Source organism: Rahnella bruchi (genome assembly GCF_003614975.1).
GTDB classification, from domain to species: domain Bacteria; phylum Pseudomonadota; class Gammaproteobacteria; order Enterobacterales; family Enterobacteriaceae; genus Rahnella; species Rahnella bruchi.
In genome coordinates, this window is the sequence record NZ_QZWI01000002.1 from 340,926 (window position 1) to 367,143 (window position 26,218).

The window sequence follows — 26,218 nt, forward strand, 5'->3', positions numbered from 1 at the left end:
CCGGATAAGGAGATCTATGCGGTTAGTAAAGCTTGCGGCCAATTCAGTCAATTTTCCTGATCCTGAAACTGCATTGCAGGATCCGAATGGCCTGCTGGCTATCGGGGGTGACCTCACCGCCCCTCGCCTGCTTTCCGCGTATCAGCACGGTGTTTTCCCCTGGTTTGAACCGGGGGAGATGATCCTCTGGTGGTCGCCCGATCCCCGCGCAATTTTAGTTCCCGGTGAGCGTCATGTCAGCCGGAGTCTGAAGCGTTTTATGCGCAAAATGCCTTTTCATTTCACGCTTAATCAGCAGTTTGAAAAAGTCATACGTGCGTGTGCAATGCAGCGTGAAGACGGCACCTGGATCGGCCCGCTGGTTCAGCGGGGTTATCAGGAATTGCACGAAGCCGGACGGGCGCATTCGGTTGAAGTCTGGGAAGGAAATGAACTGGTTGGCGGATTATACGGTGTTTCAGTAGGGGGATTATTTTGCGGCGAATCGATGTTCAGTCGTCGTGAAAACGCCTCAAAGGCCGCCCTGATGGTTTTTTGCCAACATTTTTCCCGCAATGGTGGAGAACTGATTGACTGTCAGGTGCTCAACCCTCACACTGCGTCGCTGGGTGCGAGAGAGATCCCCCGCCGCCAATTTTTGCAGCAGTTATCCGAACTTTCGCAACGCGCGTTAGCACAAGATTGCTGGTTGCCACAAGACTTATCCCCACATGATGAAGACCTGCCGGTGTTCCCGAAGGATAGGGAATAGGTGCGGTCATGGACCATACTTCTTTACATAATGTGGGTTTTTCGGCATTATCTTGCCGGTTAAAAACTATGGTAGTTAGACCTAGAGGATTCGATGGCCAAAGAAGACAACATTGAAATGCAAGGCACCGTACTTGATACGCTGCCAAACACTATGTTCCGCGTAGAATTAGAAAACGGACACGTAGTTACCGCTCACATCTCCGGTAAAATGCGTAAGAACTACATCCGCATCCTGACGGGCGACAAAGTCACAGTTGAGCTGACCCCGTACGACCTGAGCAAAGGCCGCATTGTCTTCCGTAGCCGTTAATAAACGGCTCACTCATCGCTGATTTTCTGGCGATACCTGAGGATACCTTCTTCGCCCTTCCTGCTGTTGCAAGGGCGTTTTGTGGTATCCGCAATCCGGCATTTTGTTCCACTATCCTTTCTGAAATCCCCCACTAATTCCTGAATTAATAAAGCGTTTCAGAAAGAAAAAAGGCGATGTTTTCACATCGCCTTTTGTTTTTTCATCACAGATGGAAATTAATGCACCGCACCTTCCGGTTTTTTCTTCTGCGCACTCATGAAGTGATAAGTGAGCTTGTCAGCCGCCTTATCCAGTGCCACAGAGACGGAACCACCATCCACCAGTGAACCAAACAGCAGTTCGTTAGCCAGTGGTTTCTTCAGGTTTTCCTGAACGGTACGGGTCATCGGACGCGCACCCATCGCACGGTCGTAGCCTTTCACTGTCAACCAGTCACGAGCTTCATCGCTGACTTCCAGAGAAACGCCTTTGGCATCCAGCTGCGCCTGCAGTTCGACGATAAATTTATCGACAACCTGCTGGATAACTTCCGTAGACAGATGGTTGAACCAGATAACGTTGTCCAGACGGTTGCGGAATTCCGGCGTAAAGGTACGTTTGATCTCTTCCATTGCATCAGGGCTGTTATCCTGATGAACCAGACCAATCGATTTACGTTCCGTTTCACGCACACCGGCGTTAGTGGTCATGACCAAAATCACGTTACGGAAGTCCGCTTTGCGCCCGTTATTATCGGTCAGCGTACCGTTGTCCATTACCTGCAACAGCAGGTTGAAAACATCCGGGTGCGCCTTCTCGATTTCATCGAGCAGCACTACGGCGTGAGGATGTTTAATGACCGCATCCGTCAGCAAACCGCCCTGATCAAAGCCGACATACCCCGGAGGTGCACCGATCAGACGACTGACCGTATGACGCTCCATGTATTCCGACATATCAAAGCGCAGCAGTTCAATATCCAGCGCTTTCGCCAGCTGAACCGTGACTTCAGTTTTACCCACACCGGTAGGACCGGCGAACAGGAACGAACCCACCGGCTTGTGATCCTGACCCAGACCGGCGCGGCTCATTTTGATCGCCTCGGTCAGTGCTTCAATCGCAGGATCCTGTCCGAAGACCAGCATTTTCAGACGATCGCCCAGATTTTTCAGCACATCGCGATCCGTCGCAGACACGGTTTTTTCCGGAATGCGGGCAATACGCGCCACAACGCTTTCGATGTCACTGACGTTAACGGTTTTCTTGCGTTTGCTGACCGGCATTAACCGGCTGCGCGCGCCCGCTTCGTCGATGACGTCGATGGCTTTGTCTGGCAGATGACGGTCATTGATGTATTTGACCGACAGCTCAACCGCCGCACGTACCGCTTTCGCGGTATAACGCACATCGTGATGCGCTTCGTATTTGGTTTTCAGGCCGTTAATGATCTGAACAGTTTCTTCCACGCTTGGCTCAGTAATATCAATTTTTTGGAAACGACGCGCCAGGGCACGATCCTTCTCAAAGATATTGCTGAATTCCTGATACGTGGTAGAGCCGATCACGCGGATTTTCCCGCTCGACAGCAACGGTTTGATGAGGTTTGCCGCATCCACCTGACCGCCCGATGCCGCACCGGCACCAATGATCGTGTGGATTTCATCAATAAACAGGATGCTGTTCTTATCCTGCTCAAGCTGTTTGAGCAAAGATTTGAAGCGTTTTTCGAAATCACCGCGGTATTTAGTACCCGCCAGTAACGAACCGATATCCAGAGAATACAGGGTGCAGTCGGCCATTACTTCCGGCACATCGCCCTGCTCGATTCGCCATGCCAGACCTTCGGCAATGGCAGTTTTACCTACGCCGGATTCGCCCACCAGCAGCGGGTTGTTCTTACGGCGACGGCAGAGCACCTGAATGGCGCGCTCCAGTTCTTTGTCACGGCCAATCAGCGGATCGATACCACCTACACGCGCTAACTGGTTAAGATTAGTGGTGAAGTTCTCCATACGATCTTCCCCCGCCGACTGCTCTTCGTTAACTGGGTTTTCCGCATTGTTTTGCGCCTGACTGCCCGATTCATCTTTACGGGTGCCGTGCGAAATAAAGTTCACCACATCAAGGCGGCTGACATCATGTTTGCGCAGGAGATAGGCCGCCTGAGATTCCTGTTCGCTGAAAATCGCGACCAGAACGTTGGCGCCGGACACTTCGCTGCGGCCAGAAGATTGCACGTGGAATACCGCACGTTGCAGAACGCGCTGGAAACTCAGCGTAGGCTGGGTGTCACGTTCCTCTTCACTGGCAGGTAAGGTGGGTGTGGTTTGCTCGATGAAGGCTTCCAGCTCCTGGCGTAATGCCACCAGATCGACTGTACAAGCTTCAAGCGCTTCACGGGCAGCAGGGTTGCTGAGCAACGCCAGCAACAGGTGCTCCACGGTCATAAACTCATGCCGGTGCTCACGGGCTCTTGCGAAAGCCATGTTGAGACTGAGTTCAAGTTCTTGATTGAGCATAGGCACCTCCCAAATAGATTGCCTTAATCAGGCTTTTTCCAGCGTACACAGCAACGGATGCTCATTCTCCTTGGCGTACTCATTTACGTGTGCGACCTTGGTTTCCGCGACTTCGGCTGTATAAACACCGCATATCGCTTTGCCTCTATAGTGCACCTGGAGCATCAGTTGCGTTGCACGTTCAATATCATAAGAAAAGAACTTTTGCAGAACGTCAATCACAAATTCCATTGGAGTGTAATCGTCGTTGTTTAATATAACTTTATACATAGATGGCGGTTTTACCTCATCCTTTTGCTTATCCGCCGCCAAATGTTCAAAATTTAGCCAGTCTTGATTATTGCCCATTGCCTGTTCATCACCTGTGAAGATCGTATTGGAAGCCAAATACACAAACATGAAAGCTTTCTGCAGAGCCTCACGTTGTTATTACCGTATTTTACCATCTCTGGCCTCACCTTGCCGCTGCACAAAATGTCTTACGTGCAATAGATAACGCCGTTATAAATTTAACAAAATATGTCAATAGCGTTACCTGCTTCAAACTTTGGTTATCTGCTCCCCCGGGACAAATGCCGTTTCCTTGACGTCTAACTCTATTCCACTAGAGTGTAAATTCGTGAGCTGAACGGAATTTATACTGGCCTGAACAGGTGCTTACCCGCTGCGTTCCGGCCTTCGTGCTCACCCAACTGGCTTTATCTATTTACTACCAGACTAGTCATGAGAGGGATGTAGAAGCATGCAGACGGGTACTGTTAAATGGTTCAATAACGCTAAAGGCTTTGGCTTCATTTGCCCGCAAAATGGCGGTGAAGACATCTTCGCTCACTACTCCACAATCCAGATGGAGGGTTACCGGACTCTGAAAGCCGGCCAGCAGGTCAATTTCGACGTTCATGAAGGCCCAAAGGGGAATCATGCCAGCCTCATTATTCCAGTGGAAAGTGAAGCGGTCGCCTGACCGGTTCTGCACTACGTACCAAATTACGCTTCAACTGCAAATGCCGGTCACTCACTGACTGGCATTTTTATTTATGGGGGAGAATGACTCAGGCTTCAAGCCCTCTTTACGAAAATAAAGTACATTTTTTAGACACCGATTGCTAAGACACGACATAAACAAAATCAAATCTAAACACAATCTCAACAAATCGCGTTCAATTTCTCCCTAATTTCCCCCGTTGCACAGTCGTTTATGCATCGCCTGTTGAAATGTCGGTAACAAAATTCCGGCAGTCAATAACAGGTAAAGACCATGACGACTCTCCATTATCCTGACGTAGAAAAAGCTCCGCTTTCAGGCTTGCAGTTGATGAAAGCATTGCTCACCAACCGCATCACGCCGGGACCGTCCTGGAAATTACCGCGCTATCGCCTTAAATTCCTTTTCCGCACCCTGAGGCAACCGCGCAGAACGTTTGCGCTGCTCGATTATCTGGCGCAGCACCCGCAGCGTGATGAAATTTTGTATGCCATGCCCGCCCTGCCGGCGAAATTACACCGCACCTATCAGGCGGCAAATATCACGCAGGCACAGGCCCTGAAACGCATCACCGATCATTACAGTATGATTCAGGATTGCCTGCCGGAAGCCATCAGCCACGGATATCTGAGTAAAAAGCCGATGGCGATTGCCACCCTGACAGGTAAAGAAGAACAACGTTACGCCATTACCTTCAATGCCGTCAGCCGTCTGGATAAAGAAGGTGAAGCCACGCTGTGTTTCAATAATCCCCAGGGAGAACCGATTGCTATCGTGACGTTCTCTTTTATTGAGTATCAGGGCAAACCGACGCTGTTTATCGGGGCGTTGCAGGGCCCGCGCGCCCATGTTGACCATCAGGAAATCCAGACAGCCACTAAAGCCTGCCACGGTTTATTCCCGAAACGTTTGGTGATTGAAGCGCTGACGACGCTGGCGGATGTGACCGGTATGACCCAGCTGGTTGCCGTCGGCAATCGCACCCATATTTATGAGGATCCGCGTTACAAAAAACGCAAAGGGATGGTGTTTGCGGATTACGACAGCTTCTGGGAAACACTGGATGCAAAACAAGGCGAAAACGGATATTTCCATCTGCCGCGCCAGATAGCTCACCGTCCGCTGGAAGAGATCGCCAGCAAACGCCGTTCTGAGTACCGCCGCCGTTATCTGCTGTTAGATGACCTTGAAAGCCAGATCCGCCAGACATTCACCAGCGGACATGGCAACCCGGTCACTGCTGCCCAAAGTCAGGCCGCTTAATCGGCTCGCCCGCGTGCCAGCCAGGCCACGCGGGAAAACATCTGCCGCAGCAGCGGAGGAATCGATGACGTTCCCCGCAAGGATGCCGCCATCGCCACGTCAATCGCCAGATCAGGCTTTGAACTGCGGTGAATGGCTTTATCGATAATGCGCCTCGGCGACATCGGCACATTTTCCGGTATCGCCGCATTCTTACGATAAACATCCTCAAAACCATCGCGATACAGAAAGTATTCAATGTCCTGCGCCGGTAACGCGGTCAGCCGATAACGCAGCGTATCGTCGTGGCTTTCCACGTTCGCCATCACCGTCGCCGCATATTTACGCCCCGCTTCATCTCCATCGACCAGCGCATGCCATTCAATGCCCATTTGCCGGGCAAAACGCAACAACGGTTTGAGTCCGCACTGCGCAAACTCGATCACCTTGATCCCCTCAGATTCAAAATGATAACCGCATTGCCGCGCCAGCTGGTTCAGCAACCAGACTTCCGTTTCCCCTTCCACCAGCAACCAGCAGCGGGCGAACAGAGATGAAGGCCGGTTGAAGCGAATATGAAAGGCAATGCGGCGGCTGTCTTCCATGCTCAACCCTTCCGGGCCAATGCCATAAGCCGCCACGCGCCCGGATTCACGTACCAGACGGCAAATTTGCTCGACAGGCACGAGAGAGAGCAGATCGCCGGAATTGGTAGTAGTGATCCGCTGCAACGGCAGCTGATCCAGCAATCCCCAGGCTACCGACAGCATGATCGGATGCAGACGGGTTTCAGGGTCTTCAATCAGCAAAAGCGGCCTGGCATCGGGATGCAGCACCACGGAGCCTTTGGCCTGTAATAACGTCGAGAACATGCCGAGCAGCATCACCCGCATACTGCGGCTGTTCGGTTCGGCAATCATGCGGTTGATGTTATCGAGAGATCGCCATGCGCGGCGGCTTTCGGCGCGGCCATGACGTTTCTGCTGCCACGGCGCGCTGTTCGAGGTGCCCTGCTCGGCAAAATAGTGTTCCAGCAACTGCTGCATGGCCGAAAGGCCGCTGCGCAGTTCACTGTTTTTCAGCGTCTGCGGACTGTGAACCAATTCCCGCGTCAGTTCATCAAGCTGTTTTGCCAGTTCTTCATTATTTGCCGCCAGCCGCGGCGCCAGCGTTTCACTGCGCAGACGGCGGATAAAACGCGCATCACGTAAACGCAGAACCGGACTCAGGCGGATAAGCGCCTGCGCCAGGGGATCAATCGTCGTCAGATTTAAAGGCTGACCGTTGGATGACAGGAAACTGCGCAGCGTCATCACGCTGCCATCGTCGTCGAGTTCGCCTTCCAGCCGGTAATAAATACGGTTCAGCTTATCGGCACATTTCACCCAAAGCGGTGAGAGCGAATTAAAGCGCGGCGACATATGATGTCCGGCCTGGTTCTCGCAAAAGGTAAATACCACGTGCAGATACTGAGATTTGGATTCCTCCTCGCCCGCCGGGAAATAGAAATCCTCTTCTTTAAAGCAATAGAGTTTGGGTTCCGGAGAAAGCAGCAAAGTTAAGGCGTCAAGCAGGCTGGATTTACCCCAGGCGTTCTCACCAATGAGTACGGTGTTGGTCAGAAAGGATTCGCCCGGCCCCTGCGCAGAGGTTCCGGTAATGGATGCGCCACGTTGTGCGGGCTGCGTCAGCGTCAAAGACAGGCGGTTAATCCCGCGAAAACCGACAATATCAACACGTTCCAGATACATCAGACGCCTCCTGTGCGCTCAACACTTTCCTGAGCATGGCGTTAAAAATTGGTTCAGGTCAAGCGGTCAAAGATATCTCTGCGTGCCGAAGCTGCTTTACAGTCAGATAACTTTTCGTTAGCGTGGCGGGCGGCCTTTTCTGCGCCGCGTTCCACTCTTGGGATTTCACTTTTCAGGGACTTTTGCATCATGTATTCCGGGCTGTTAATTATTCTCCTGCCGCTGATTGCCGGCTACCTTATTCCGCTCAAAAACCGGCCCCTGCTGCACATTGTTAATCAGTTACTCAGCTGGATGGTTTACGTCATCCTTTTCATTATGGGCATCAGTCTGGCGTTTCTCGACAATCTGAGCGCAAATTTGCTGCTGATTTTCAAATATGCCGCCGTGTGTTTCCTGTGCATTTTTGTGATGAACTACGCCGCGCTCTGGCTGCTTGAACGCCGCCGGCCCTGGAAGTCAGAGCACAAGCAGGAAAAACTGCCGTCGCGTATTCACATGGCGCTGGAATCGCTGAAGTTATGCGGTGTGGTCATTGGCGGTTTCGCGCTCGGTCTGACCCAATGGCACTGGCTGACTTTCGCCTCGCAGGCCAGCGAAATTGCGTTGTTATTCCTGCTGGCACTGGTCGGCATACAGCTTCGTAACAGCAGCATGACCTTGCGCCAGATAATCCTTAATCGCCGCGGGATGATGGTCGGGATGGTGGTCGCTGTCAGCGCATTAGCAGGTGGCGCTATCGCCGCGTTGTTGTTGGGTCTGCCGCTGAAAACCGGTCTGGCGCTCGCCTCCGGATACGGCTGGTATTCGCTGTCGGGTATTGTTCTGACCGATTCATTCGGGCCGGTGATTGGCAGTGCGGCATTCTTTAACGATCTGGCCCGCGAACTGTGCGCCATCATGCTGATCCCGACGCTGGTGCGCACCAGCCGTTCGACGGCACTTGGCCTTTGCGGTGCAACGTCTATGGACTTCACCCTGCCGGTTTTACAGCGCAGTGGCGGCCTGGATATGGTTCCGCCCGCCGTCGTTCACGGTTTTGTGTTGAGCCTTATAGCCCCTGTGCTGATGGCCTTTTTCTCCGCCTGACGTCTGTTTTCCCGCTGCTTTCCGGCAGCGGGCACTTCCCTGAAAAACTTGCGATAAATCAACTCCGCTTCACTTAGCCTTAAAAAACCCTTCATTTCTTTCCCTGCCAGTTTTAGGCTTGCATTAAAACAAGCATTTTAAATGCAACTTTAAAAAGGACCTCATTATGTTTTGTGTGCAATGTGAACAAACAGTCCGTACCCCGGCGGGCAATGGCTGCGCTTATGCGCAGGGAATGTGTGGCAAAACGGCAGAAACCTCTGATTTACAGGACTTACTGGTCGCCGTACTGGAAGGCTTATCTGCCTGGGCGCTGACCGCGCGCGGCTACGGCATTATTGATGAAGAGATCGACAGCTTCGCGCCCCGCGCCTTTTTCTCCACCCTGACCAATGTGAACTTCGATTCTGACCGCATCGTCGGCTACGCCCGTGAAGCGATTATCCACCGTGAATCTCTGGCCGTTCGCTGTCGCCTGATGGATCCGCAAATCACCGTCAGCCATCCGCTGGCCGCACTGGAACTGGTCAGCGATAACCTCAGCGAGCTGCAACAACAGGCGCAGCAGTTTGCGCTCAACGGCGACAAAGCGCAGATCGGCGATGACATTCACGGCCTGCGTATGCTCTGTTTGTACGGCCTGAAGGGGGCGGCGGCGTATATGGAACACGCGCACGTTCTGGGTCAGTCGGATACTGCCATTTATGCCGAATATCACCGTCTGATGGCGTGGCTCGGCACACAGCCTGCCGACATGGGCGAGCTGCTCGAAAACGCGATGGCAATTGGCAAAATGAACTTTGGCGTGATGGCGATCCTGGATAAAGGCGAAACCGATGCCTATGGACATCCGCAGCCGACCAACGTCAATGTCCGCCCGCTGGCGGGTAAAGCGATTCTGATTTCCGGGCACGACCTGAAAGATTTGCAAATGCTGCTTGAGCAAACTGCTGGCACCGGCATCAACATCTATACCCACGGCGAAATGCTGCCCGCACACGGTTATCCTGAACTGAAAAAATTCCCACATCTGGCCGGTAACTACGGCAGCGGCTGGCAGAATCAGCAGGTGGAATTCGCCAAATTCCCGGGGCCGGTGGTGATGACGTCCAACTGCATCATTGACCCGAATGTCGGCAACTATGGCGACCGCATCTGGACACGCAGCATCGTCGGCTGGCCGGGCGTGCAACATTTGGAAGGGGAAGATTTTACGCCGGTCATTGCGCAGGCATTGCAGCTGCCGGGCTTCCCTTACAGCGAAATTGAACAGGAAATCACGGTCGGCTTTGGCCGCCAGACTCTGCTCGGTGCAGCGGATACGGTGATTGATCTCGTCGCCGCTAAAAAACTGCGTCACATCTTCCTGATCGGCGGCTGTGACGGCAGCCGTGGCGAACGCAGCTACTTTACTGATCTGGCACGCAGCGTGCCGCAGGATTGCCTGATCCTGACGCTGGCCTGCGGTAAATACCGCTTCAATAAACTGGATTTCGGTACGATCGAAGGCCTGCCTCGCCTGCTGGACGTCGGTCAGTGTAACGACGCCTATTCCGCTATTATCCTTGCGGTGAATCTGGCCGAGAAATTAGGCTGCGGTGTGAATGATTTACCGCTGAGTCTGGTGCTTTCGTGGTTCGAACAGAAAGCCATTGTGATCCTGCTGACCCTGCTGTCGCTCGGTGTAAAAAACATTGCCACCGGCCCGACCGCACCTGCCTTCCTGACCGATAACCTGCTGACCATCCTGAATGAAAAATTTGGCCTGCGCGCAATTACGTCGGTTGAGCAGGATCTGAAAACCATGCTGCCGGAGTAAGCTGAAATGAATTTTCCTTTATTTCCTGACCAGCCGACCGCGTTATGCCAGAACCGCATGCAGGTGTATTCCGTCACGCAGGAAACACCCGATGTCCGCACGCTGTCGCTGATTAATCACGACGTATACCCGTATCGTCCCGGCCAGTTTGCGCTGGTCAATATCGGCCAGAGCGGTGACGTGCAGCGCGCTTATACGCTGTCTTCCACGCCCGGTCAGAGCCGTTTTATTCAGCTGACGGTGCGCCGCATCGAAGGCGGCGAAGGCTCGCAATGGCTGACTGAGCAGGTTAAATCCGGTGATTATTTGTGGTTGAGTGACGCGCAGGGCGAATTTACCTGCGATACCGCACAGCCGTTATTATTGCTGGCAGCCGGTTGCGGGATAACGCCGGTGATGTCCATCACGCGCGATATTCTTGCGCATCGTCCGGCGCAAAGCGTGCAGGTGTTTTACAGCGTGCGCAGCCCGCAGGACATCATTTTTACAGATGAATGGCAGCAACTGGCGGCGCGATATCCGCAACTGAATCTGACGTTTCTGGCTGAAAATGACGCGGAACCGGGACACATCGCCGGTCGTCTGAGTCAGGATTTGCTGCAAAGCCGGGTAGCGGATATCCGTGAACGCCGGGTGATGATTTGCGGCCCTGCGCCTTACATGAAACTGGCGGGTGAGTGGGTGAACGGGCTGGGCGTGACGGCAGCTGACATCATTAAAGAGCAGTTCCAGTCCACGCCGTCTGAAGTTTCTGCCGATCAGCAACTCACACTGACCCGCCTGACACCGTTGCAGAATTACCGCGTACCGGTCGGTTCTGCTTTGCTGGCCGCCATGGAACAGCACAACTTACCGGTGGCGGCAGCCTGCCGTGCAGGCGTGTGCGGCAGCTGTAAAACCCGGATACTTTCCGGCGATTACCAGACCACCAGCCGCATGACGCTGACCGATGAAGAGGTCGCTCAGGGTTATGTACTGGCCTGTAGCTGTCAGCTTCAGGGGGACGTCACCCTCGCCTGATCCCCGCGTTAACTCCCTGCCCGCATATGACTTTTTACAGTCTGCGCGGGCAGCTTTACAAAACTTCACGCCCCTCCTCCCAGTATTTTTGTATGGTTTAAGGCTGAACATTCAAGGATGTAATCAGTGGACTATGCTTAATCCAGTCTTTTTTTTGAAATTCACCGAGGGATCTGAAGATGAAGCAGAGCGTAGCGTCTTATTTAGCAAAAACACTAGAGGCCGCAGGGGTTAAAAGGATCTGGGGCGTCACCGGCGATTCCCTGAACGGGCTGAGCGACAGCCTGAACCGCATGGGCACCATCGAATGGCTGGGCACGCGCCATGAAGAAGTGGCCGCATTTGCCGCCGGTGCCGAAGCGCAAATTACCGGAGAACTGGCGGTGTGCGCCGGTTCCTGCGGGCCCGGCAACCTGCATCTGATTAACGGCCTGTTCGATTGTCATCGCAATCACGTTCCGGTTGTCGCGATTGCCGCGCATATTCCGTCGAGCGAAATCGGCAGCGGTTATTTTCAGGAAACCCATCCGACCGAATTATTCCGAGAATGCAGCCACTATTGCGAGATGATCAGTAACCCTGAGCAACTTCCGCAGGTGCTGGCGATTGCCATGCGTAAGGCCATTCTTAACCGTGGCGTATCAGTGATTGTGCTGCCGGGAGATGTGGCACTCAAGCCTGCACCGGAAGATGCCAAAGTCAGCTGGTATCCGCCGGTGTTGCCGAAAGTGACGCCGCAGCCAACCGAACTGCATAAACTGGCAGAGCTGCTGAACGGTTCGACAAACATTACCATGATGTGCGGCAGCGGTTGTGCAGGCGCGCACGATGAAGTGATTAAGCTCGCCGAAACACTGAAAGCACCGGTCGTCCATGCGCTGCGCGGTAAAGAACATATCGAATGGGATAACCCGTACAGCGTCGGTATGACGGGGCTGATTGGTTTTTCTTCCGGTTATCACGCCATGCTCAACGCTGACACACTGATCCTGCTCGGCACACAATTCCCGTATCGCGCGTTTTATCCAACCGATGCCAAAATCATTCAGATTGATATCAATCCGGGCAGCATCGGCGCACATTGCCATGTGGATATGGCGCTGGTCGGCGATATTAAATCTACCCTGACCGCTCTTCTGCCACAGTTGCAGGTGAAGAATGAACGCAAGTTCCTCGACAAGGCGCTGAAGCATTACGAAGAAGCCCGTAAGGATCTCGACGGGCTGGCGACGCCCAACGACAAACAAGCCATTCACCCGCAATATCTGGCGCAACAGATCAGCCGCTTTGCTGCTGCCGATGCGATTTTTACCTGCGATGTCGGTACACCGACCGTGTGGGCGTGTCGTTATCTGCAAATGAACGGTCAACGACGTTTGCTTGGTTCCTTCAACCATGGCTCGATGGCGAACGCCATGCCGCAGGCGATTGGCGCGCAGGCCATCGACCGTTCACGACAGGTGGTGGCGCTATGCGGCGACGGCGGCTTCGCCATGCTGATGGGTGATTTCCTGACGCTGGCGCAGCAAAAGCTGCCGGTGAAAATCATCATTTTCAACAACAGCGTGCTGGGCTTTGTGGCGATGGAGATGAAATCCGGCGGTTATCTGACGGACGGCACCGAGCTGAAAAACCCGGATTTCGCCGCCATTGCTGAAGCCGCGGGTATCAAAGGGATCCGCGTGGAAAAGGCTTCTGATATCGACACAGCCCTACAGGACGCTTTCGCCTACGAAGGTCCGGTGCTGATTGACGTGATCACCGCTACCGAAGAACTGGCCATGCCGCCGCAGATCAAATTCGAGCAGGCAAAAGGCTTTAGTCTCTACATGCTGCGCGCGGTGATCAGTGGCCGCGGCGACGAAGTGGTCGATCTGGCAAAAACCAACTGGCTGCGATAACCCCGACAGGGCTATAGTGGTGAATCAGGCGGGCTGCTGGCCCGTCTGATCTGTATCCCAAAATAATCCCTTAGAATGAGGAAGTAACGTTGATCGACTTACGCAGTGATACCGTAACCCGCCCCAGTGAAGCTATGCGTCAGGCCATGGCCCGTGCTGAAGTCGGCGATGATGTCTACGGCGATGACCCAACGGTAAATGCCTTGCAGGATTTAGCGGCAAAAATGTGTGGCAAAGAAGCGGCACTGTTTTTACCGACTGGCACGCAGGCCAATCTGGTCGCACTGCTGACACATTGTCAGCGTGGGGAAGAATATATCGTCGGCCAGAAAGCCCACAACTATATGTATGAAGCGGGCGGCGCTGCGGTACTCGGCAGCATTCAGCCACAGCCGCTGGACATGGATGCCGACGGTTCTATCCCGCTGGATAAAGTGGCGGCAGCCATCAAACCCGATGATATCCATTTCGCCCGCACCCGCCTGCTGAGCCTGGAAAACACCCACAGCGGCAAAGTGCTTCCGCTGGATTATCTGCAAAAGGCCTACGCTTTCACCCGCGAAAAAGGGCTGGCATTGCATATCGACGGCGCGCGCATTATGAATGCGGCCGTGGCGCAGAACGTGGAGTTGCGTGAAATTACGCAGTATTGCGACACGCTGACCATTTGTCTGTCGAAAGGTCTGGGTGCGCCAATTGGTTCACTGCTGGTCGGCAGCAAAGAGTACATTCAGCGTGCGAACCGCTGGCGTAAAATGACCGGCGGCGGTATGCGCCAGTCAGGTATTCTGGCAGCGGCGGCAATTTATGCGCTGGAAAACAACGTGGCGCGTCTGAAAGATGACCATGACAATGCCCAGTGGCTGTCAGAAGAACTGAGCAAAATCGGTGTGGAAATCGCTGAGCCCGGTGCGCAAACTAACGTACTGTATATCAAACAGAGCGCAGAACTGGCGGCTAAAATGGGCCCTTGGATGCGCGAGCGTGGCGTGATCATCAGTGCCGGACCCGTGACCCGCGTGCTGACCCACATCAACATCAGCCGTGAAGACCTGCAAAAAGTCGTCGCGCTGTGGCAGGAATTTCTGCACCAGCATGCCTGATCGCCAGACCTGTTCACGGCGATAGTCTGCACAATATCGCCGTGTTTTCTACATCCCCCTCTCTACTGACTGAGCAAATGGAAATGCCAATCTCGACACAAACTGGCCGGGTCGTCATTCTCGGTGCCAGCGGATATATCGGACAACATCTTACCGCCCACCTGAGCCGCAACGGTTTTGAGGTGACGGCGGCGGCGCGCCGTATAGAGTGGCTGCAACAGCAAAAATGGCCGCATGTCCGCTGCTGTTTTGCCGATGTCTATCAGAGTAAAACGCTGGCCACTGCCTTTGAAAACGCTGACGTGCTGGTGTATCTGGTTCATGCCATGACCGAAGACGATGACCTGCTGGAAAAAGAGCGGCAGGCCGCACAACACACCCTTCTCGCGCTCAAAGACTCTCCGATAAAGCACATCATTTATCTCGGTTCCATGCAGCCGGAAGATAATCACTCCCCGCATTTACAGGCCAGAAAACTGACCGGCGATTTGCTGCGCATGAGTAACATTCCGGTGACCGAACTGCGCACCGGCATTGTCATTGGTGCAGGGTCAGCAGCTTTCGAAGTGATGCGGGACATGGTGTATAACCTGCCGGTGCTGACGCCTCCACGCTGGGTGCGCTCGAAATCTTCGCCGGTTGCGCTGGAAAATCTGCTCAATTATTTACAGGGGCTGGTGACATTACCGGCCACAGAGAACCGGATCCTGGAAGCAGCCGGACCAGAGTACATCAGCTATCAGACGCTGTTTGAACGCTTCATCGCCATGAGCGGAAAACGCCGCTGGCTGGTCCCCATTCCTCTGCCGACTTCTTTTGTTTCGGTGTATTTCCTCAGTCTGATCACTTCGGTGCCGACGTCGCTTGCCAAGGCATTGATTCAGGGGCTCAATCATGACCTTCCCGCCGACAGCGCGGAGCTGCAAAGATTAATTCCGCAGAACCTGATTTCAATTGATGACGCGATACGCAGCACGCTTGCTAAAGAACAACAACAGGTGATGGATTCGCCCGACTGGGGATATGATCCGGATGCCCGTGCGCGCTGGCGTCCCGGCTATGGTTATTATCCGAAACAAGCCGGTTTCACGCTGGAAACCTCGGCATCTAAAGCCTCGCTGTGGAAAGTCGTGCAGCAACTTGGCGGTCAGGAAGGGTATTTTTACGCCAACGGGTTATGGAAAACACGGGCGCGGATCGACGATTTACTCGGAGGTGGCGTGAAATATGGCCGTCCGGATCGGGACTTCCTGAAAATCGGCGATAAAATTGATGGCTGGAAAGTTATCGGGCTTAAACCACAGCGCGAACTGGCGCTGCTGTTCGGCATGAAAGCGCCAGGTCTCGGACGCCTGACGTTCACCATCACCGACAACGGTGAAAGCCGCAGTCTGGATGTGCGCGCGTGGTGGCATCCGGCAGGATTCAGCGGTTTGCTGTACTGGTTCAGTATGATGCCCGCTCATCAGTTTATTTTTCGTGGCATGGCAAAGCGTATCGCCAGCCTGGCCCGTCAGAAAGACCGGTGCGGACGCTAAAGAGGGTTAATTAATCCGCTTTCGCACACAGCTTGCACCCTTTCTCATTGCAACCCGCACAATTTCACGAAAGAATGGCACCCTTATTGCTCAGGGGTGCCTGACCTGAGACGCTGAAAACATTTTCTCTCTATTTATGAAGGCATTGGCCTGTATATGAAGGTTTTGGTTACCGGCGCGAGCAGCGGTTTAGGTCGTAACGCCGTCGAGTTTCTGCGAAATAAAGGCATTAAAGTCAGGGCGACAGGCCGTAATGCCGCTATGGGCTCACTTTTGCAGAAAATGGGCGCAGAATTTATTCATGCCGATCTCACCACGCTGATCTCCTCGCAGGCAAAAGCTCTGCTGGCCGATATTGATACCGTATGGCACTGTTCGGGGCTGATGTCGCCGTGGGGCAGTGAACAGGAATTCGAACTGGCGAATGTGCGCGCTACGCGACGTCTGGGTGAATGGTCTGCGGCATATGGCGTAGAAAACTTTGTCCATATTTCCTCACCGGCCATCTATTTCGATTTTCATCATCATCGGGATATTAAGGAAGACTTCCGTCCGCACCGTTTTGCCAACTCTTTTGCGCGCAGCAAAGCCGCCGGTGAGCAGGTGATCCACACGCTGGCGCTGTCAAATCCGCAAACACATTTCACCATTTTACGCCCGCAGGGTATTTTCGGCCCGCACGAAAACGTGCTGTTGCCGCGCCTGCTGCAAATGCTGAAATATGGCGGCACGCTGATGCTACCGCGTGGCGGTGATGCACTGGTGGACATGACTTACGTCGAGAACGCCGTCCATGCGATGTGGCTGGCGACGCAATCGCAGGCGACAGAATCTGGCCGCGCGTTCAATATCACGAATCAGCAACCGCGCCCGCTGCGCACGCTGGTTAAACAGTTGATGGAAAATCTGGATATCAAATACCGCATCCGTTCGGTGCCCTATCCTTTGCTGGATATGATGGCACGCGGCATGGAACGCATCAGTAAAAGCTCACATAAAGAACCCGTGCTGACGCATTACAGCGTGGCAAAACTGAATTTTGACCTGACTCTGGATACCCAACGCGCGCAGAAAGAACTCGGCTATGTGCCGGTAATTTCGCTTGATCAGGGGATTATCCGCACTGCCGACTGGCTGCGGGATCACGGTAAACTTCAAGGGCTGCACGGCATCGGTCCGAAACGCGACTGACCGTCATGGTCAGTCGCTGATTTCAGTCGTTCTTGTCGGGAAACTGCTGCAATAGCGCCCTGGCAATCGCTTCAGTCTGGGCATCTGCGTTCCCGCGATAATCACTCTGCCTGAAATGCATCTGGAACGCTGCAATCACCCGTTTTTGTTGTTGCGGCGTCATATTACTATCCACTGAATATCCGTACGCTTTCAGCAACGCCAGCAGCTGCGCCTGTTCAACCGGCAGTTGCGGATTGCGCCCTGCCAGATACTGTTTCACTAAATTCGCATCCGGCCAGGCACCCACGCCGCGCTGCGCCATTTCCTGCCACGGGAATAACGGCCCCGGATCGTCCTTGCGCTGCGGCGCTATATCGCTGTGCCCCACGACATTTCGCGGTTCAATCTGATAACGCGCCACAATCTCTTTGCTCAGATTTGCCAGCAGATCAATTTGCGCAGGCGGGAACGGATAGAATTTTTTTCCAAGCAAATAGTGGCTGTAGCCTTTATTTTCCAGCTCAATCCCTACCGACGTATCATTCAGGTTAGTGCGACCGCGCCAGCCGCTGGCACCGGCGTGCCACGCCCGCATGTTTTCCGGTACCAGTTGCCACGCCACCGGTTTACCGTTCTCAAGCGGTGGTTTTGCCGGGATCAGATAATGTGCGCTGACATGTTCATCAGTTAGCGTATTTAATGCGTTGTGGAAATCTTCAGCGGTGTAGTGAATGACCAGAAAACGGATCCGCTCATCCGCTCCCTGCGCCTGTCGGGTAGTTTCTAAGCGGAATGCGGGATCTGCAGCCTGATGGCTGGCACCCTGACATCCCGCCAGCAGTAATAATGCAGCGGTTAACAATCCCTGTTTCACCGGTTTGCCGATCATTTGCGGTGCACAATGACAGCCGTGCCGGAGACGCTCACCATCAGCATGCTGCTGTCTTTGCCCACGGTTTCATAGTCGATATCAATGCCTACAACGGCATTTGCACCGCGCTCTTTGGCCTGTTCTTCCAGTTCACGGAAGGCAATTTCGCGCGCCTTACGCAGCTCTTTTTCATACGCGCCTGAACGCCCGCCGACGATATCGCGGACACCGGCAAAGAAATCGCGAAAAATGTTCGCGCCTAAAATCGCTTCGCCTGTCACCACGCCACAGTATTCAGCGATAGTGAAACCTTCAAGGGTCGGAGTGGTAGAAACTTGCATGAGTATTCCTTATCAGTTGTCGTCCAGAGCTTGGCATTAATTTCATTTACAGCATAAACCATGCGTGCGGGTTCAAGGTATCAGCCGGTGACTGATTTTCTCTTTGCCATGCATTAAGCCAAATCGGTTTTATACTGTATGGTAAAGAAAGTCATGGTGAAAATGTTCAATCTTTCAGTAAGGAATACGATGAAAAAGAAAACTCTTGTCGCCGCAATCCCGTTGGTATTCATGTTAAATGCCTGCACCACGGTCGAACCTGCATACAAGGACATAGGCAGCCGTACCGCACCCTGCGTCGACGGCGGCCCGGACAGCGTGGCTCAGCAATTCTATGATTTTCGCATCAAACAAGGCGGCAGCGGTTTACCTAACTCCAGCCAGCTTGCCGCTTATCGCCCTTACCTGAGTACAGCGTTGTATAATGCTTTACTCAAAGCGCAGTCACAGCCCAAAGTCGATATCGCCGCCACGCCGAATGAAAAAACCGATAACGGCGCAAGTGACGGCGACATTTTCTCCAGCCTGTTTGATGGCCCGACGTCTGCTTCAGTGGACAGCGCCTCCACCATTCCAAACACTGACGCCCGCAACATTCCTCTTCGTGTGACGTTCACGCATGAGAAAGACAAAGGCGCGTCCACCAGCTGGAAAGATGAAGTGTTAATGGTTCGCGAAGGCAAATGCTGGACAGTCGATGATGTCCGCTACATGGCCAATCTTGATTTCGCTTCCAGTGGCACATTACGCCAGGTTTTAGAAAACCAGTAACCCGCGCAGCTTTCTAAAAAAACCTCGTAAAAAATGTTGGTCAGTGATGAATAACATCATTGGCCAACACTTCCGTCACAGATAGTTAACAATATGTTGTGCTAGACTTTAGCCTTCCTGCGGCAACACATAATTTTTAAGCCGCGATCGTTGCATAACTATGCTGTGGAAGTTACCATCTGCGGCATCAATGGCTATTCACTATTTGCGCATGAGTATTCAACTTAATAGCATCAACTGCTTCTACGGCGTGCATCAGGCGCTTTTTGACATTCAGCTTAACTGCCCTGCCGGTGAGACTCTGGTTTTACTCGGGCCAAGTGGTGCAGGTAAAAGCTCCCTTTTACGTGTTCTGAACCTGCTGGAAATGCCGCGTTCAGGCACTTTGCAAATCGCCGGTAACACCTTCGATTTCACCCGCAAACCGGACGAAAAAGCCGTTCGCGAGCTGCGTCAGAATGTCGGTATGGTCTTCCAGCAATATAATCTGTGGCCGCACCGCACCGTGCTCGACAACTTACTGGAAGCCCCGATGCGTGTTCTGGGTCTGACCAAAGATGTCGCGATGCAACGCGCTCAAAAATTGCTGACCCGTCTGCGTCTGACCGATTACGCGGATCGTTTTCCGCTGCATCTTTCCGGCGGCCAGCAACAGCGCGTGGCGATTGCCCGTGCGCTGATGATGGAGCCTCAGGTTCTGCTGTTTGATGAACCCACAGCGGCGCTGGATCCGGAAATCACCGCTCAGATTGTCAGTATAATCCGTGAACTGGCCGGTACCGGGATTACCCAGGTTATCGTGACCCATGAGGTTGAAGTGGCGCGTAAAACCGCCAGCCGCGTGGTGTACATGGAAAATGGCCGCATCGTTGAACAAGGTGATGCCTCCATTTTCACACAGCCGCAAACCAAAGAGTTTGCCAGCTATCTTTCCCATTAACTGTATTTTCACCAATACATTGATTGATGTTTTCTACGGAGTTAGCGATGAAAAAATTAGTAATTGCCGCGGTTCTGGCTACCGTCAGTTTGTCAGCCAGCGCTGCTGATACCATCCGTTTTGCGATGGAAGCGTCTTATCCTCCGTTTGAGTTTGTAGACTCCAGCAATCAGATTCAGGGCTTTGACGTCGATCTGGCTAATGCCATGTGTAAAGAGATGCAGGCGACCTGTACCTTCACTAACCAGGCATTCGACAGTCTGATCCCAAGCCTGAAATTCCGTCGTTTTGACGCGGTAATTTCCGGTATGGACATCACGCCTGAGCGTGAAAAACAAGTTTCCTTCACCAACGCTTATTACGACAACTCTGCTCTCTTCATCGCGCATTCTGGTCAGTTCGCTGATGTTGCGGCGCTGAAAGGCAAACGTGTCGGTATGCAAAACGGCACCACCCATCAGAAATACCTGATGGATAAGCATCCTGAAATCACTGCCGTGCCTTACGACAGCTATCAGAATGCCGTGCTGGACCTGAAAAATGGTCGTCTTGACGCCGTATTCGGTGACACCGCTGTAGTAAACGAATGGCTGAAGCAGAACAAAAATCTGGCAGCCGTGGGTGACAAAATCACCGACCCGACTTACTTCGGTACCGGTCTGGGTGTAGCGGTTCGTCAGAACAATACTGAACTGCTGACTAAACTGAATGATGCTCTGGCAAAAGTGAAAGCAGACGGCACTTACAAAACGCTGTATTCAAAATGGTTCCAGCAATAAGTTTGCCTATCAATGACTGAATTCCAACCTTTAGCAAGCGCCGCCGGTATGACCGTCGGCCTTGCCGTTTGTGCGCTGATCCTCGGCCTGGTGCTGGCGATGATCTTCGCTGTCTGGGAATCCGCGCCGTGGAAGCCGCTTAGCTGGCTGGGCACCGCGTGGGTCACTGTGCTGCGCGGTCTGCCGGAAATTCTGGTGGTGCTGTTCATCTATTTCGGATCTTCTCAGCTGCTGATGGTGCTGGCCGACGGTTTTAGTCTCAACCTTGGTCTGTTTGCCATTCCGATAAAACTGCCGATTGAGAACTTCGAAGTCAGCCCGTTTGTCTGTGGTGTGATTGCCCTTTCTCTGCTCTATTCCGCTTACGCCTCGCAAACGCTGCGCGGTGCGCTGAAAGCCGTTCCGCAGGGACAATGGGAATCCGGTCAGGTTCTCGGTATGACAAAATCGGCGATATTCTTCCGTCTGATCATGCCGCAAATGTGGCGCCATGCATTGCCGGGCCTGAGCAATCAGTGGCTGGTGCTGCTGAAAGATACCGCACTGGTGTCGCTGATCAGCGTGAACGACCTGATGCTGCAAACCAAAAGCATTGCGACACGTACTCAGGAGCCGTTTACCTGGTATGTGATTGCCGCCTGCATTTATCTGCTTGTCACCCTGTTCAGCCAGTTCGTGATTAAACGCATCGAACTGCGTACCACCCGCTTTGAACGGAGTGCTTCCTGATGTGGGAATATTTACCTGAAGTCCTCAAGGGATTGCACACCAGTCTGACGCTGACCGTGGCAGCACTGATTGTGGCGCTGCTTCTGGCGATGATTTTCACCGTGATTCTGACGCTGAAAGTGCCGGTGGCCAGCCAGATCGTCAAAGGTTACATCACGCTGTTTACCGGTACGCCGTTGCTGGTGCAAATCTTCCTGATTTACTACGGGCCGGGTCAGTTTCCGTCGATTCGTGAAATTCCGTGGTTATGGGAAGTGCTGTCGCAGCCGTGGCTGTGTGCGATGTTTGCTCTGGCACTGAACAGCGCGGCGTATACCACGCAGCTGTTTACCGGTGCGGTGCGCGCCATTCCTTCCGGTCAGTGGCAATCCTGTGAAGCGCTGGGCATGTCCAAACCGCAAACCCTGCGCATCCTGCTGCCGTATGCCTTTAAACGCGCGCTGTCGTCATATTCCAACGAAGTGGTACTGGTGTTTAAAAGTACCTCTCTGGCTTACACCATCACGCTGATGGATGTCATGGGCCACAGTCAGCTGATGTATGGCCGCACGTATGACGTGATGGTCTTCGGCGCAGCAGGTCTGGTTTATCTGTGTGTGAACGGATTACTGACCCTGATGATGCGTCTGATCGAACGCCGTGCGCTGGCATTTGAACGCCGCAACTGATTGACCTGAAAAATATACAGGGACGAGAAATCGTCCCTTTTTTTATGTCTGTTACAAAGGCACTTATTAATTTTATAATCAATTTTATTGCATATAAATTCATTTAATGGCACTTTAATCACAGGTCTCGCTTCCTGCCAGTTACCCGATTACATTAATAAAATCAGTAAACTGTACCGTGAAGGGAATGTCATCTTTAGAACAGGAATGTATTGCATGAAAAATCTTATCCTCGCCGCCCTCTTGTCTGCTACAGCTTTTGCTGCCACCGCTGCGGAGACTCTTCGTTTCGGCACATCCGCCACTTATCCGCCGTTTGAATCAATCGGTGCTGATAACCAGATTATTGGTTTTGATATCGATCTGGCGAACGCGCTGTGTAAGCAAATGCAGGAATCCTGCACTTTTACCAATCAGCCTTTTGACGGCCTGATCCCTGCCCTGAAATTCCGTCGTTTTGACGTGATCATTTCCGGCATGGACATCACCGAAGAGCGCAGCAAGCAGGTCACTTTTACCCAGCCTTACTACGCGAATACCGCGATGATCATCGGGCCGAAAGGCAAATTCGCTTCAATTGCGGATCTGAAAGGCAAACGTGTTGGTCTGGAAAATGGCACCACCCACCAGAAATACCTGATGGAAAAACACCCTGAAATCACCACTGTCGGTTATGACAGCTATCAGAATGCGATTCTGGATCTGAAAAGTGGTCGTCTGGACGGGCTGTTAGGGGATACCGCCGTACTGAACGGCTGGCTGAAATCCAATCCTAATCTCGGTGAAGTCGGCGAACTGATTAAAGATCCGCAATACTTTGGTTCCGGCGTCGGCATGGCGGTGCGTCCTGATAATAAAGAGCTGCTGGCGAAACTGAACACGGCACTTGAAGGCATCAAAGCCAACGGCGAATTCCAGAAGATTAATGACAAGTGGTTCCCGGCACACTGATTCCCCTTTATCCTTCAACAGCCGTCTTTTCAGACGGCTGTTCTGCGTAACATCTCTCAAAAATGTAATACATCAGAACTTATTACATCGGAAAAGTGACATTCGTCACACTACATTCATGGAATGACTTTTAAACTGTTCAACCGTAATCACTGTCGAGATCGAATGTTTATGCACGCACGTTTTCATACCGCCTTTGCGGCACTCCCTGAAAATTTATCCTCCGCGCTTGAGCCATTTCTGCGACATGACGACTTTCCGGCAATGTTCTCTGCGGCGGATGTTGCAGAGATAAAACAAGCGACAGGATTGAATGACGATGCGCTGGCCTTTGCTCTGTTGCCGCTGGCCGCCGCCTGTTCCGTCACGCCAATTTCTCATTTCCACGTCGGTGCTATTGCCCGCGGTATTTCCGGCAATCTGTATTTCGGTGCCAACATGGAATTCGCCGGTGCGCCGATGCAACAAACGGTTCACGCTGAGCAATCCGCAGTCACCCACGCCTGGCTGCGTGGCGAAACCCGTCTGGCTTCCATTACCGTGAATTACACGCCTTGCGGTCACTGCCGTCAGTTTATGAATGAACTGACCAGCGGAACGGCGCTGAATATTCATCTGCCGGATCGCGAAGTGGCGACGCTGGGCGATTATCTTCCGCATTCATTCGGGCCAAAGGATCTGGATATCACCACCCTGCTGATGGATAAGGTCGATCACGGTTTTAAAACTGATACAACTGATGCGCTGGCACTCCACGCACTGAATGCCTGTAACCAGAGCCACGCGCCTTACAGCAAATCTCACAGCGGTGTGGCGCTGGAAACCTCCAATGGTAAGCAGTTTGCAGGCCGCTACGCAGAAAACGCGGCATTTAACCCAAGCCTTCCTCCGTTGCAGGCTGCTTTAATCTTGCTGAATATGTCAGGGGAAGATTGCCAGAAAGTTCGTCGTGCGGTGCTGGTCGAACAACAAGAGGCACTGATCACTCAAAACGATGCCACGCGCGCCACGTTAAACGCGCTGGGCTGTCAGGACATCACGACGCTGACCTGCTGATAGTGTGAGCCGGTTAACACTAAAGACTCCGTTTCCGGAGTCTTTAGTTACATAACATTGCCATTACACTTGTCATTTGAAATCCTCATTTCCTCTCTGTTACCCTCATCGCTCCGAAATATAAAAAACAACGTTCTGAACACCGGAAGAGTAAAACGATGGAACTTGAATACGAAAGTAAACGTCCCCTGTATATCCCTCATGCTGGCCCGATCCTGTTAGAATTCCCGCTGCTCAATAAAGGCAGTGCGTTCACCGAAGAAGAACGCAGTAATTTCAACCTCCACGGGCTGCTCCCGGAAGCGGTTGAAACCATCGAGGAACAGGCCGACCGCGCCTACCGCCAGTTTCAGAATTTCAAAACCGATATCGATAAACACATCTATCTGAGAAACATTCAGGACACCAACGAAACGCTGTTCTACCGCCTTCTGGACAGTCATCTCAGCGAAATGATGCCGGTGATTTATACCCCGACTGTCGGCGAAGCCTGCGAACACTTTTCCGATATCTATCGCCGTGCGCGTGGCCTGTTTATCTCTTATCCGAACCGCGCCCACATTGATGACATGCTGCAAAACGCCACCAAGCAACACGTAAAAGTCGTGGTGGTGACTGACGGCGAACGCATCCTGGGCCTGGGTGATCAGGGCATCGGCGGGATGGGGATCCCTATCGGTAAACTGTCCCTTTACACCGCCTGTGGCGGCATCAGCCCGGCGTACACCCTGCCGGTAGTGCTCGACGCAGGAACAAACAATCCGCAACTGCTCAATGACCCGCTGTACATGGGCTGGCGTCATCCGCGCATTACCGGCGAAGAGTACGAAGCTTTCGTTGATCAATTCATTCAGGCAGTAAAAATCCGCTGGCCGAACGTGCTGTTGCAGTTTGAAGATTTCGCGCAAAAGAACGCTATGCCGATCCTCGAACGTTACCGCGATGAGTTGTGCTGCTTTAACGATGACATTCAGGGCACCGCTTCCGTCGCGCTGGGCAGCCTGATTGCCGCCAGTAAAGCGGCTGGTGGTAAGCTGAGTGACCAGACAGTGGCCTTCCTCGGTGCCGGTTCAGCCGGTTGTGGCATCGCCGAGCAGATCGTTGCCCAGATGAAATCTGAAGGTCTGAGTGAAGAAGAAGCCCGCGCCAAAGTCTTTATGGTGGATCGTTTCGGTCTGCTGACCGACAAACTGCCTAATCTCCTGGATTTCCAGAGCCGACTGGTGCAGAAAAGCAGTTCCCTTAGCGGATGGGGTATGACTAACGACAGCATTTCCCTGCTGGACGTGGTGCGTCACGCCAAACCGACCGTGCTGATCGGCGTATCCGGCCAGCCGGGTCTGTTCACCGAGGAAATCATTCGTGAAATGCATAAGCATTGCGCGCGCCCGGTGGTGATGCCGCTGAGTAACCCGACATCACGCGTTGAAGCCACGCCTGCCGATATCCTGAACTGGACCGACGGCGCAGCGCTGGTCGCCACCGGCAGTCCGTTTGCTCCGGTGAGCTACAAGGGCCAGATCTACCCCATTGCCCAGTGCAACAACTCCTTTATCTTCCCGGGCATCGGTCTGGGTGTGATTGCCTCCGGTGCGACACGCGTGACCGACGGTATGCTGATGGCCGCAAGCCGCACGCTGGCCGAATGTTCTCCGCTGGCGACAGAAGGCAAAGGCTCGCTGCTGCCGGACGTGGATGATATTCAGGGCGTATCCAAATGTATTGCGCTGGAAGTCGGCAAAGCCGCACAGTTGCAGGGAGTGGCGATGGTGACGTCAGAAGATACGTTATCGAAGGCGATTGAACACAATTTCTGGGCACCGCAATACCGCAGCTATAAACGCACCTCTTTCTGATAGCATTTGTGTCGAAAGCGGGCTGACCATGATCCGGACCAATGCCTTGTGCATTGGTCTTTTTTTACGGC

General features: G+C 53.1%; 24 protein-coding genes. 19 read left to right on the forward strand and 5 right to left on the reverse strand.

Going from position 1 to position 26,218, the window contains the following annotated elements; genetic code table 11:
* Positions 1–16: 16 nt before the first annotated feature.
* A complete protein-coding gene (gene aat / locus D5398_RS06965) occupies positions 17–751 on the forward strand; it encodes a leucyl/phenylalanyl-tRNA--protein transferase (RefSeq protein ID WP_120506947.1) in 735 nt (244 codons plus the stop codon).
* Positions 752–844: 93 nt separating this feature from the next.
* The gene (gene infA / locus D5398_RS06970; protein ID WP_002211347.1) at positions 845–1,063 is read left to right on the forward strand and encodes a translation initiation factor IF-1; all 219 of its coding nucleotides are present in this window, start codon (positions 845–847) and stop codon (positions 1,061–1,063) included.
* Between the two features lie 218 nt (positions 1,064–1,281).
* Here infA and clpA read toward each other — a convergent pair whose 3' ends face one another.
* Positions 1,282–3,564: an ATP-dependent Clp protease ATP-binding subunit ClpA gene (gene clpA / locus D5398_RS06975; protein ID WP_120506948.1), complete on the reverse strand. Its 2,283-nt coding sequence runs from the start codon at positions 3,562–3,564 to the stop codon at positions 1,282–1,284.
* A 27-nt stretch (positions 3,565–3,591) separates the two neighbouring features.
* Entirely contained in the window at positions 3,592–3,912 is a 321-nt protein-coding gene (clpS, locus tag D5398_RS06980) for an ATP-dependent Clp protease adapter ClpS (RefSeq protein ID WP_013574769.1), read from the reverse strand.
* Between the two features lie 394 nt (positions 3,913–4,306).
* On the opposite strand from clpS, the gene cspD reads away from it, so the two are divergent.
* Together cspD and D5398_RS06990 are read left to right on the forward strand one after the other, a co-directional pair.
* Positions 4,307–4,528, forward strand: a complete 222-nt coding sequence (cspD, locus tag D5398_RS06985) for a cold shock-like protein CspD (RefSeq protein ID WP_015696601.1) — start codon at positions 4,307–4,309, stop codon at positions 4,526–4,528.
* Positions 4,529–4,822: 294 nt separating this feature from the next.
* Entirely contained in the window at positions 4,823–5,812 is a 990-nt protein-coding gene (locus tag D5398_RS06990; RefSeq protein ID WP_120506949.1) for a VirK/YbjX family protein, read from the forward strand.
* Here D5398_RS06990 and D5398_RS06995 read toward each other — a convergent pair.
* Positions 5,809–7,542, reverse strand: coding sequence for an ATP-dependent endonuclease (locus D5398_RS06995; protein WP_120506950.1), 1,734 nt, complete (start codon positions 7,540–7,542; stop codon positions 5,809–5,811). The two genes, D5398_RS06990 and D5398_RS06995, sit on opposite strands and share 4 nt — an antisense overlap.
* Before the next feature lie 189 nt (positions 7,543–7,731).
* Here D5398_RS06995 and D5398_RS07000 point away from each other — a divergent pair, with 189 nt between their 5' ends.
* The 7 genes from D5398_RS07000 (at position 7,732) to D5398_RS07030 (ending at position 17,203) form a co-directional block, all read left to right on the forward strand.
* Positions 7,732–8,631, forward strand: coding sequence for a LysO family transporter (locus D5398_RS07000; RefSeq protein WP_120506951.1), 900 nt, complete (start codon positions 7,732–7,734; stop codon positions 8,629–8,631).
* Between the two features lie 166 nt (positions 8,632–8,797).
* Positions 8,798–10,450: a hydroxylamine reductase gene (gene hcp / locus D5398_RS07005; RefSeq protein ID WP_120506952.1), complete on the forward strand. Its 1,653-nt coding sequence runs from the start codon at positions 8,798–8,800 to the stop codon at positions 10,448–10,450.
* Between the two features lie 6 nt (positions 10,451–10,456).
* On the forward strand, positions 10,457–11,470 hold the full coding sequence (hcr, locus tag D5398_RS07010) for an NADH oxidoreductase (RefSeq protein WP_120506953.1): 1,014 nt from the start codon (positions 10,457–10,459) through the stop codon (positions 11,468–11,470).
* 179 nt (positions 11,471–11,649) lie between these two features.
* Complete coding sequence (gene poxB / locus D5398_RS07015) at positions 11,650–13,371, forward strand: ubiquinone-dependent pyruvate dehydrogenase (protein WP_120506954.1); 1,722 nt, start codon at positions 11,650–11,652, stop codon at positions 13,369–13,371.
* Positions 13,372–13,460: 89 nt separating this feature from the next.
* Complete coding sequence (gene ltaE, locus D5398_RS07020) at positions 13,461–14,474, forward strand: low-specificity L-threonine aldolase (RefSeq protein WP_120506955.1); 1,014 nt, start codon at positions 13,461–13,463, stop codon at positions 14,472–14,474.
* Positions 14,475–14,557: 83 nt separating this feature from the next.
* Positions 14,558–16,012: a DUF2867 domain-containing protein gene (locus D5398_RS07025; RefSeq protein ID WP_120506956.1), complete on the forward strand. Its 1,455-nt coding sequence runs from the start codon at positions 14,558–14,560 to the stop codon at positions 16,010–16,012.
* A gap of 156 nt (positions 16,013–16,168) precedes the next feature.
* Entirely contained in the window at positions 16,169–17,203 is a 1,035-nt protein-coding gene (locus D5398_RS07030; protein WP_120506957.1) for an NAD-dependent epimerase/dehydratase family protein, read from the forward strand.
* A 22-nt stretch (positions 17,204–17,225) separates the two neighbouring features.
* On the opposite strand, the gene D5398_RS07035 is transcribed toward D5398_RS07030, so the two are convergent.
* Both D5398_RS07035 and D5398_RS07040 read right to left on the reverse strand, forming a co-directional pair.
* Positions 17,226–18,074 carry an N-acetylmuramoyl-L-alanine amidase gene (locus D5398_RS07035; RefSeq protein WP_120506958.1) on the reverse strand — a complete coding sequence of 283 codons (849 nt, stop codon included), beginning with the start codon at positions 18,072–18,074 and terminating at the stop codon, positions 17,226–17,228.
* Complete coding sequence (locus D5398_RS07040; RefSeq protein WP_112287284.1) at positions 18,071–18,397, reverse strand: heavy metal-binding domain-containing protein; 327 nt, start codon at positions 18,395–18,397, stop codon at positions 18,071–18,073. The genes D5398_RS07035 and D5398_RS07040 overlap by 4 nt, the downstream gene beginning before the upstream one ends.
* Before the next feature lie 189 nt (positions 18,398–18,586).
* Between D5398_RS07040 and D5398_RS07045 the strand changes: the two genes are divergently transcribed.
* The 8 genes from D5398_RS07045 (at position 18,587) to D5398_RS07080 (ending at position 26,147) form a co-directional block, all read left to right on the forward strand.
* Positions 18,587–19,168, forward strand: a complete 582-nt coding sequence (locus tag D5398_RS07045) for a lipoprotein (protein ID WP_120506959.1) — start codon at positions 18,587–18,589, stop codon at positions 19,166–19,168.
* A gap of 211 nt (positions 19,169–19,379) precedes the next feature.
* The gene (gene artP / locus D5398_RS07050; RefSeq protein WP_120507010.1) at positions 19,380–20,108 is read left to right on the forward strand and encodes an arginine ABC transporter ATP-binding protein ArtP; all 729 of its coding nucleotides are present in this window, start codon (positions 19,380–19,382) and stop codon (positions 20,106–20,108) included.
* Positions 20,109–20,155: 47 nt separating this feature from the next.
* A complete protein-coding gene (gene artJ / locus D5398_RS07055) occupies positions 20,156–20,887 on the forward strand; it encodes an arginine ABC transporter substrate-binding protein (protein ID WP_120131417.1) in 732 nt (243 codons plus the stop codon).
* 12 nt (positions 20,888–20,899) lie between these two features.
* Complete coding sequence (gene artQ / locus D5398_RS07060) at positions 20,900–21,616, forward strand: arginine ABC transporter permease ArtQ (RefSeq protein WP_120506960.1); 717 nt, start codon at positions 20,900–20,902, stop codon at positions 21,614–21,616.
* Entirely contained in the window at positions 21,616–22,284 is a 669-nt protein-coding gene (gene artM / locus D5398_RS07065; protein ID WP_120506961.1) for an arginine ABC transporter permease ArtM, read from the forward strand. The genes artQ and artM overlap by 1 nt, the downstream gene beginning before the upstream one ends.
* A 216-nt stretch (positions 22,285–22,500) precedes the next feature.
* Positions 22,501–23,235, forward strand: coding sequence for an arginine ABC transporter substrate-binding protein (locus tag D5398_RS07070; protein ID WP_120506962.1), 735 nt, complete (start codon positions 22,501–22,503; stop codon positions 23,233–23,235).
* A 171-nt stretch (positions 23,236–23,406) separates the two neighbouring features.
* A complete protein-coding gene (cdd, locus tag D5398_RS07075; protein WP_120507011.1) occupies positions 23,407–24,291 on the forward strand; it encodes a cytidine deaminase in 885 nt (294 codons plus the stop codon).
* Between the two features lie 158 nt (positions 24,292–24,449).
* Positions 24,450–26,147: an NAD-dependent malic enzyme gene (locus tag D5398_RS07080; RefSeq protein ID WP_120506963.1), complete on the forward strand. Its 1,698-nt coding sequence runs from the start codon at positions 24,450–24,452 to the stop codon at positions 26,145–26,147.
* Positions 26,148–26,218 lie beyond the last annotated feature (71 nt).

Excerpts from the sequence above, each read along its gene's own strand:
- artQ (WP_120506960.1), top strand. The coding sequence starts at position 20,900 with ATGACTGAATTCCAACCTTTAGCAAGCGCCGCCGGTATGACCGTCGGC.
- D5398_RS07080 (WP_120506963.1), top strand. The coding sequence starts at position 24,450 with ATGGAACTTGAATACGAAAGTAAACGTCCCCTGTATATCCCTCATGCT.
- infA (WP_002211347.1), top strand. The coding sequence starts at position 845 with ATGGCCAAAGAAGACAACATTGAAATGCAAGGCACCGTACTTGATACG.
- artM (WP_120506961.1), top strand. The coding sequence starts at position 21,616 with ATGTGGGAATATTTACCTGAAGTCCTCAAGGGATTGCACACCAGTCTG.
- cspD (WP_015696601.1), top strand. The coding sequence starts at position 4,307 with ATGCAGACGGGTACTGTTAAATGGTTCAATAACGCTAAAGGCTTTGGC.
- aat (WP_120506947.1), top strand. The coding sequence starts at position 17 with ATGCGGTTAGTAAAGCTTGCGGCCAATTCAGTCAATTTTCCTGATCCT.
- poxB (WP_120506954.1), top strand. The coding sequence starts at position 11,650 with ATGAAGCAGAGCGTAGCGTCTTATTTAGCAAAAACACTAGAGGCCGCA.
- D5398_RS07030 (WP_120506957.1), top strand. The coding sequence starts at position 16,169 with ATGAAGGTTTTGGTTACCGGCGCGAGCAGCGGTTTAGGTCGTAACGCC.
- hcp (WP_120506952.1), top strand. The coding sequence starts at position 8,798 with ATGTTTTGTGTGCAATGTGAACAAACAGTCCGTACCCCGGCGGGCAAT.
- artP (WP_120507010.1), top strand. The coding sequence starts at position 19,380 with ATGAGTATTCAACTTAATAGCATCAACTGCTTCTACGGCGTGCATCAG.
- artJ (WP_120131417.1), top strand. The coding sequence starts at position 20,156 with ATGAAAAAATTAGTAATTGCCGCGGTTCTGGCTACCGTCAGTTTGTCA.
- clpS (WP_013574769.1), bottom strand. The coding sequence starts at position 3,912 with ATGGGCAATAATCAAGACTGGCTAAATTTTGAACATTTGGCGGCGGAT.
- D5398_RS07040 (WP_112287284.1), bottom strand. The coding sequence starts at position 18,397 with ATGCAAGTTTCTACCACTCCGACCCTTGAAGGTTTCACTATCGCTGAA.
- D5398_RS07070 (WP_120506962.1), top strand. The coding sequence starts at position 22,501 with ATGAAAAATCTTATCCTCGCCGCCCTCTTGTCTGCTACAGCTTTTGCT.
- D5398_RS06990 (WP_120506949.1), top strand. The coding sequence starts at position 4,823 with ATGACGACTCTCCATTATCCTGACGTAGAAAAAGCTCCGCTTTCAGGC.
- cdd (WP_120507011.1), top strand. The coding sequence starts at position 23,407 with ATGCACGCACGTTTTCATACCGCCTTTGCGGCACTCCCTGAAAATTTA.
- hcr (WP_120506953.1), top strand. The coding sequence starts at position 10,457 with ATGAATTTTCCTTTATTTCCTGACCAGCCGACCGCGTTATGCCAGAAC.
- D5398_RS07025 (WP_120506956.1), top strand. The coding sequence starts at position 14,558 with ATGCCAATCTCGACACAAACTGGCCGGGTCGTCATTCTCGGTGCCAGC.
- D5398_RS07045 (WP_120506959.1), top strand. The coding sequence starts at position 18,587 with ATGAAAAAGAAAACTCTTGTCGCCGCAATCCCGTTGGTATTCATGTTA.
- D5398_RS07000 (WP_120506951.1), top strand. The coding sequence starts at position 7,732 with ATGTATTCCGGGCTGTTAATTATTCTCCTGCCGCTGATTGCCGGCTAC.
- clpA (WP_120506948.1), bottom strand. The coding sequence starts at position 3,564 with ATGCTCAATCAAGAACTTGAACTCAGTCTCAACATGGCTTTCGCAAGA.
- D5398_RS07035 (WP_120506958.1), bottom strand. The coding sequence starts at position 18,074 with ATGATCGGCAAACCGGTGAAACAGGGATTGTTAACCGCTGCATTATTA.
- D5398_RS06995 (WP_120506950.1), bottom strand. The coding sequence starts at position 7,542 with ATGTATCTGGAACGTGTTGATATTGTCGGTTTTCGCGGGATTAACCGC.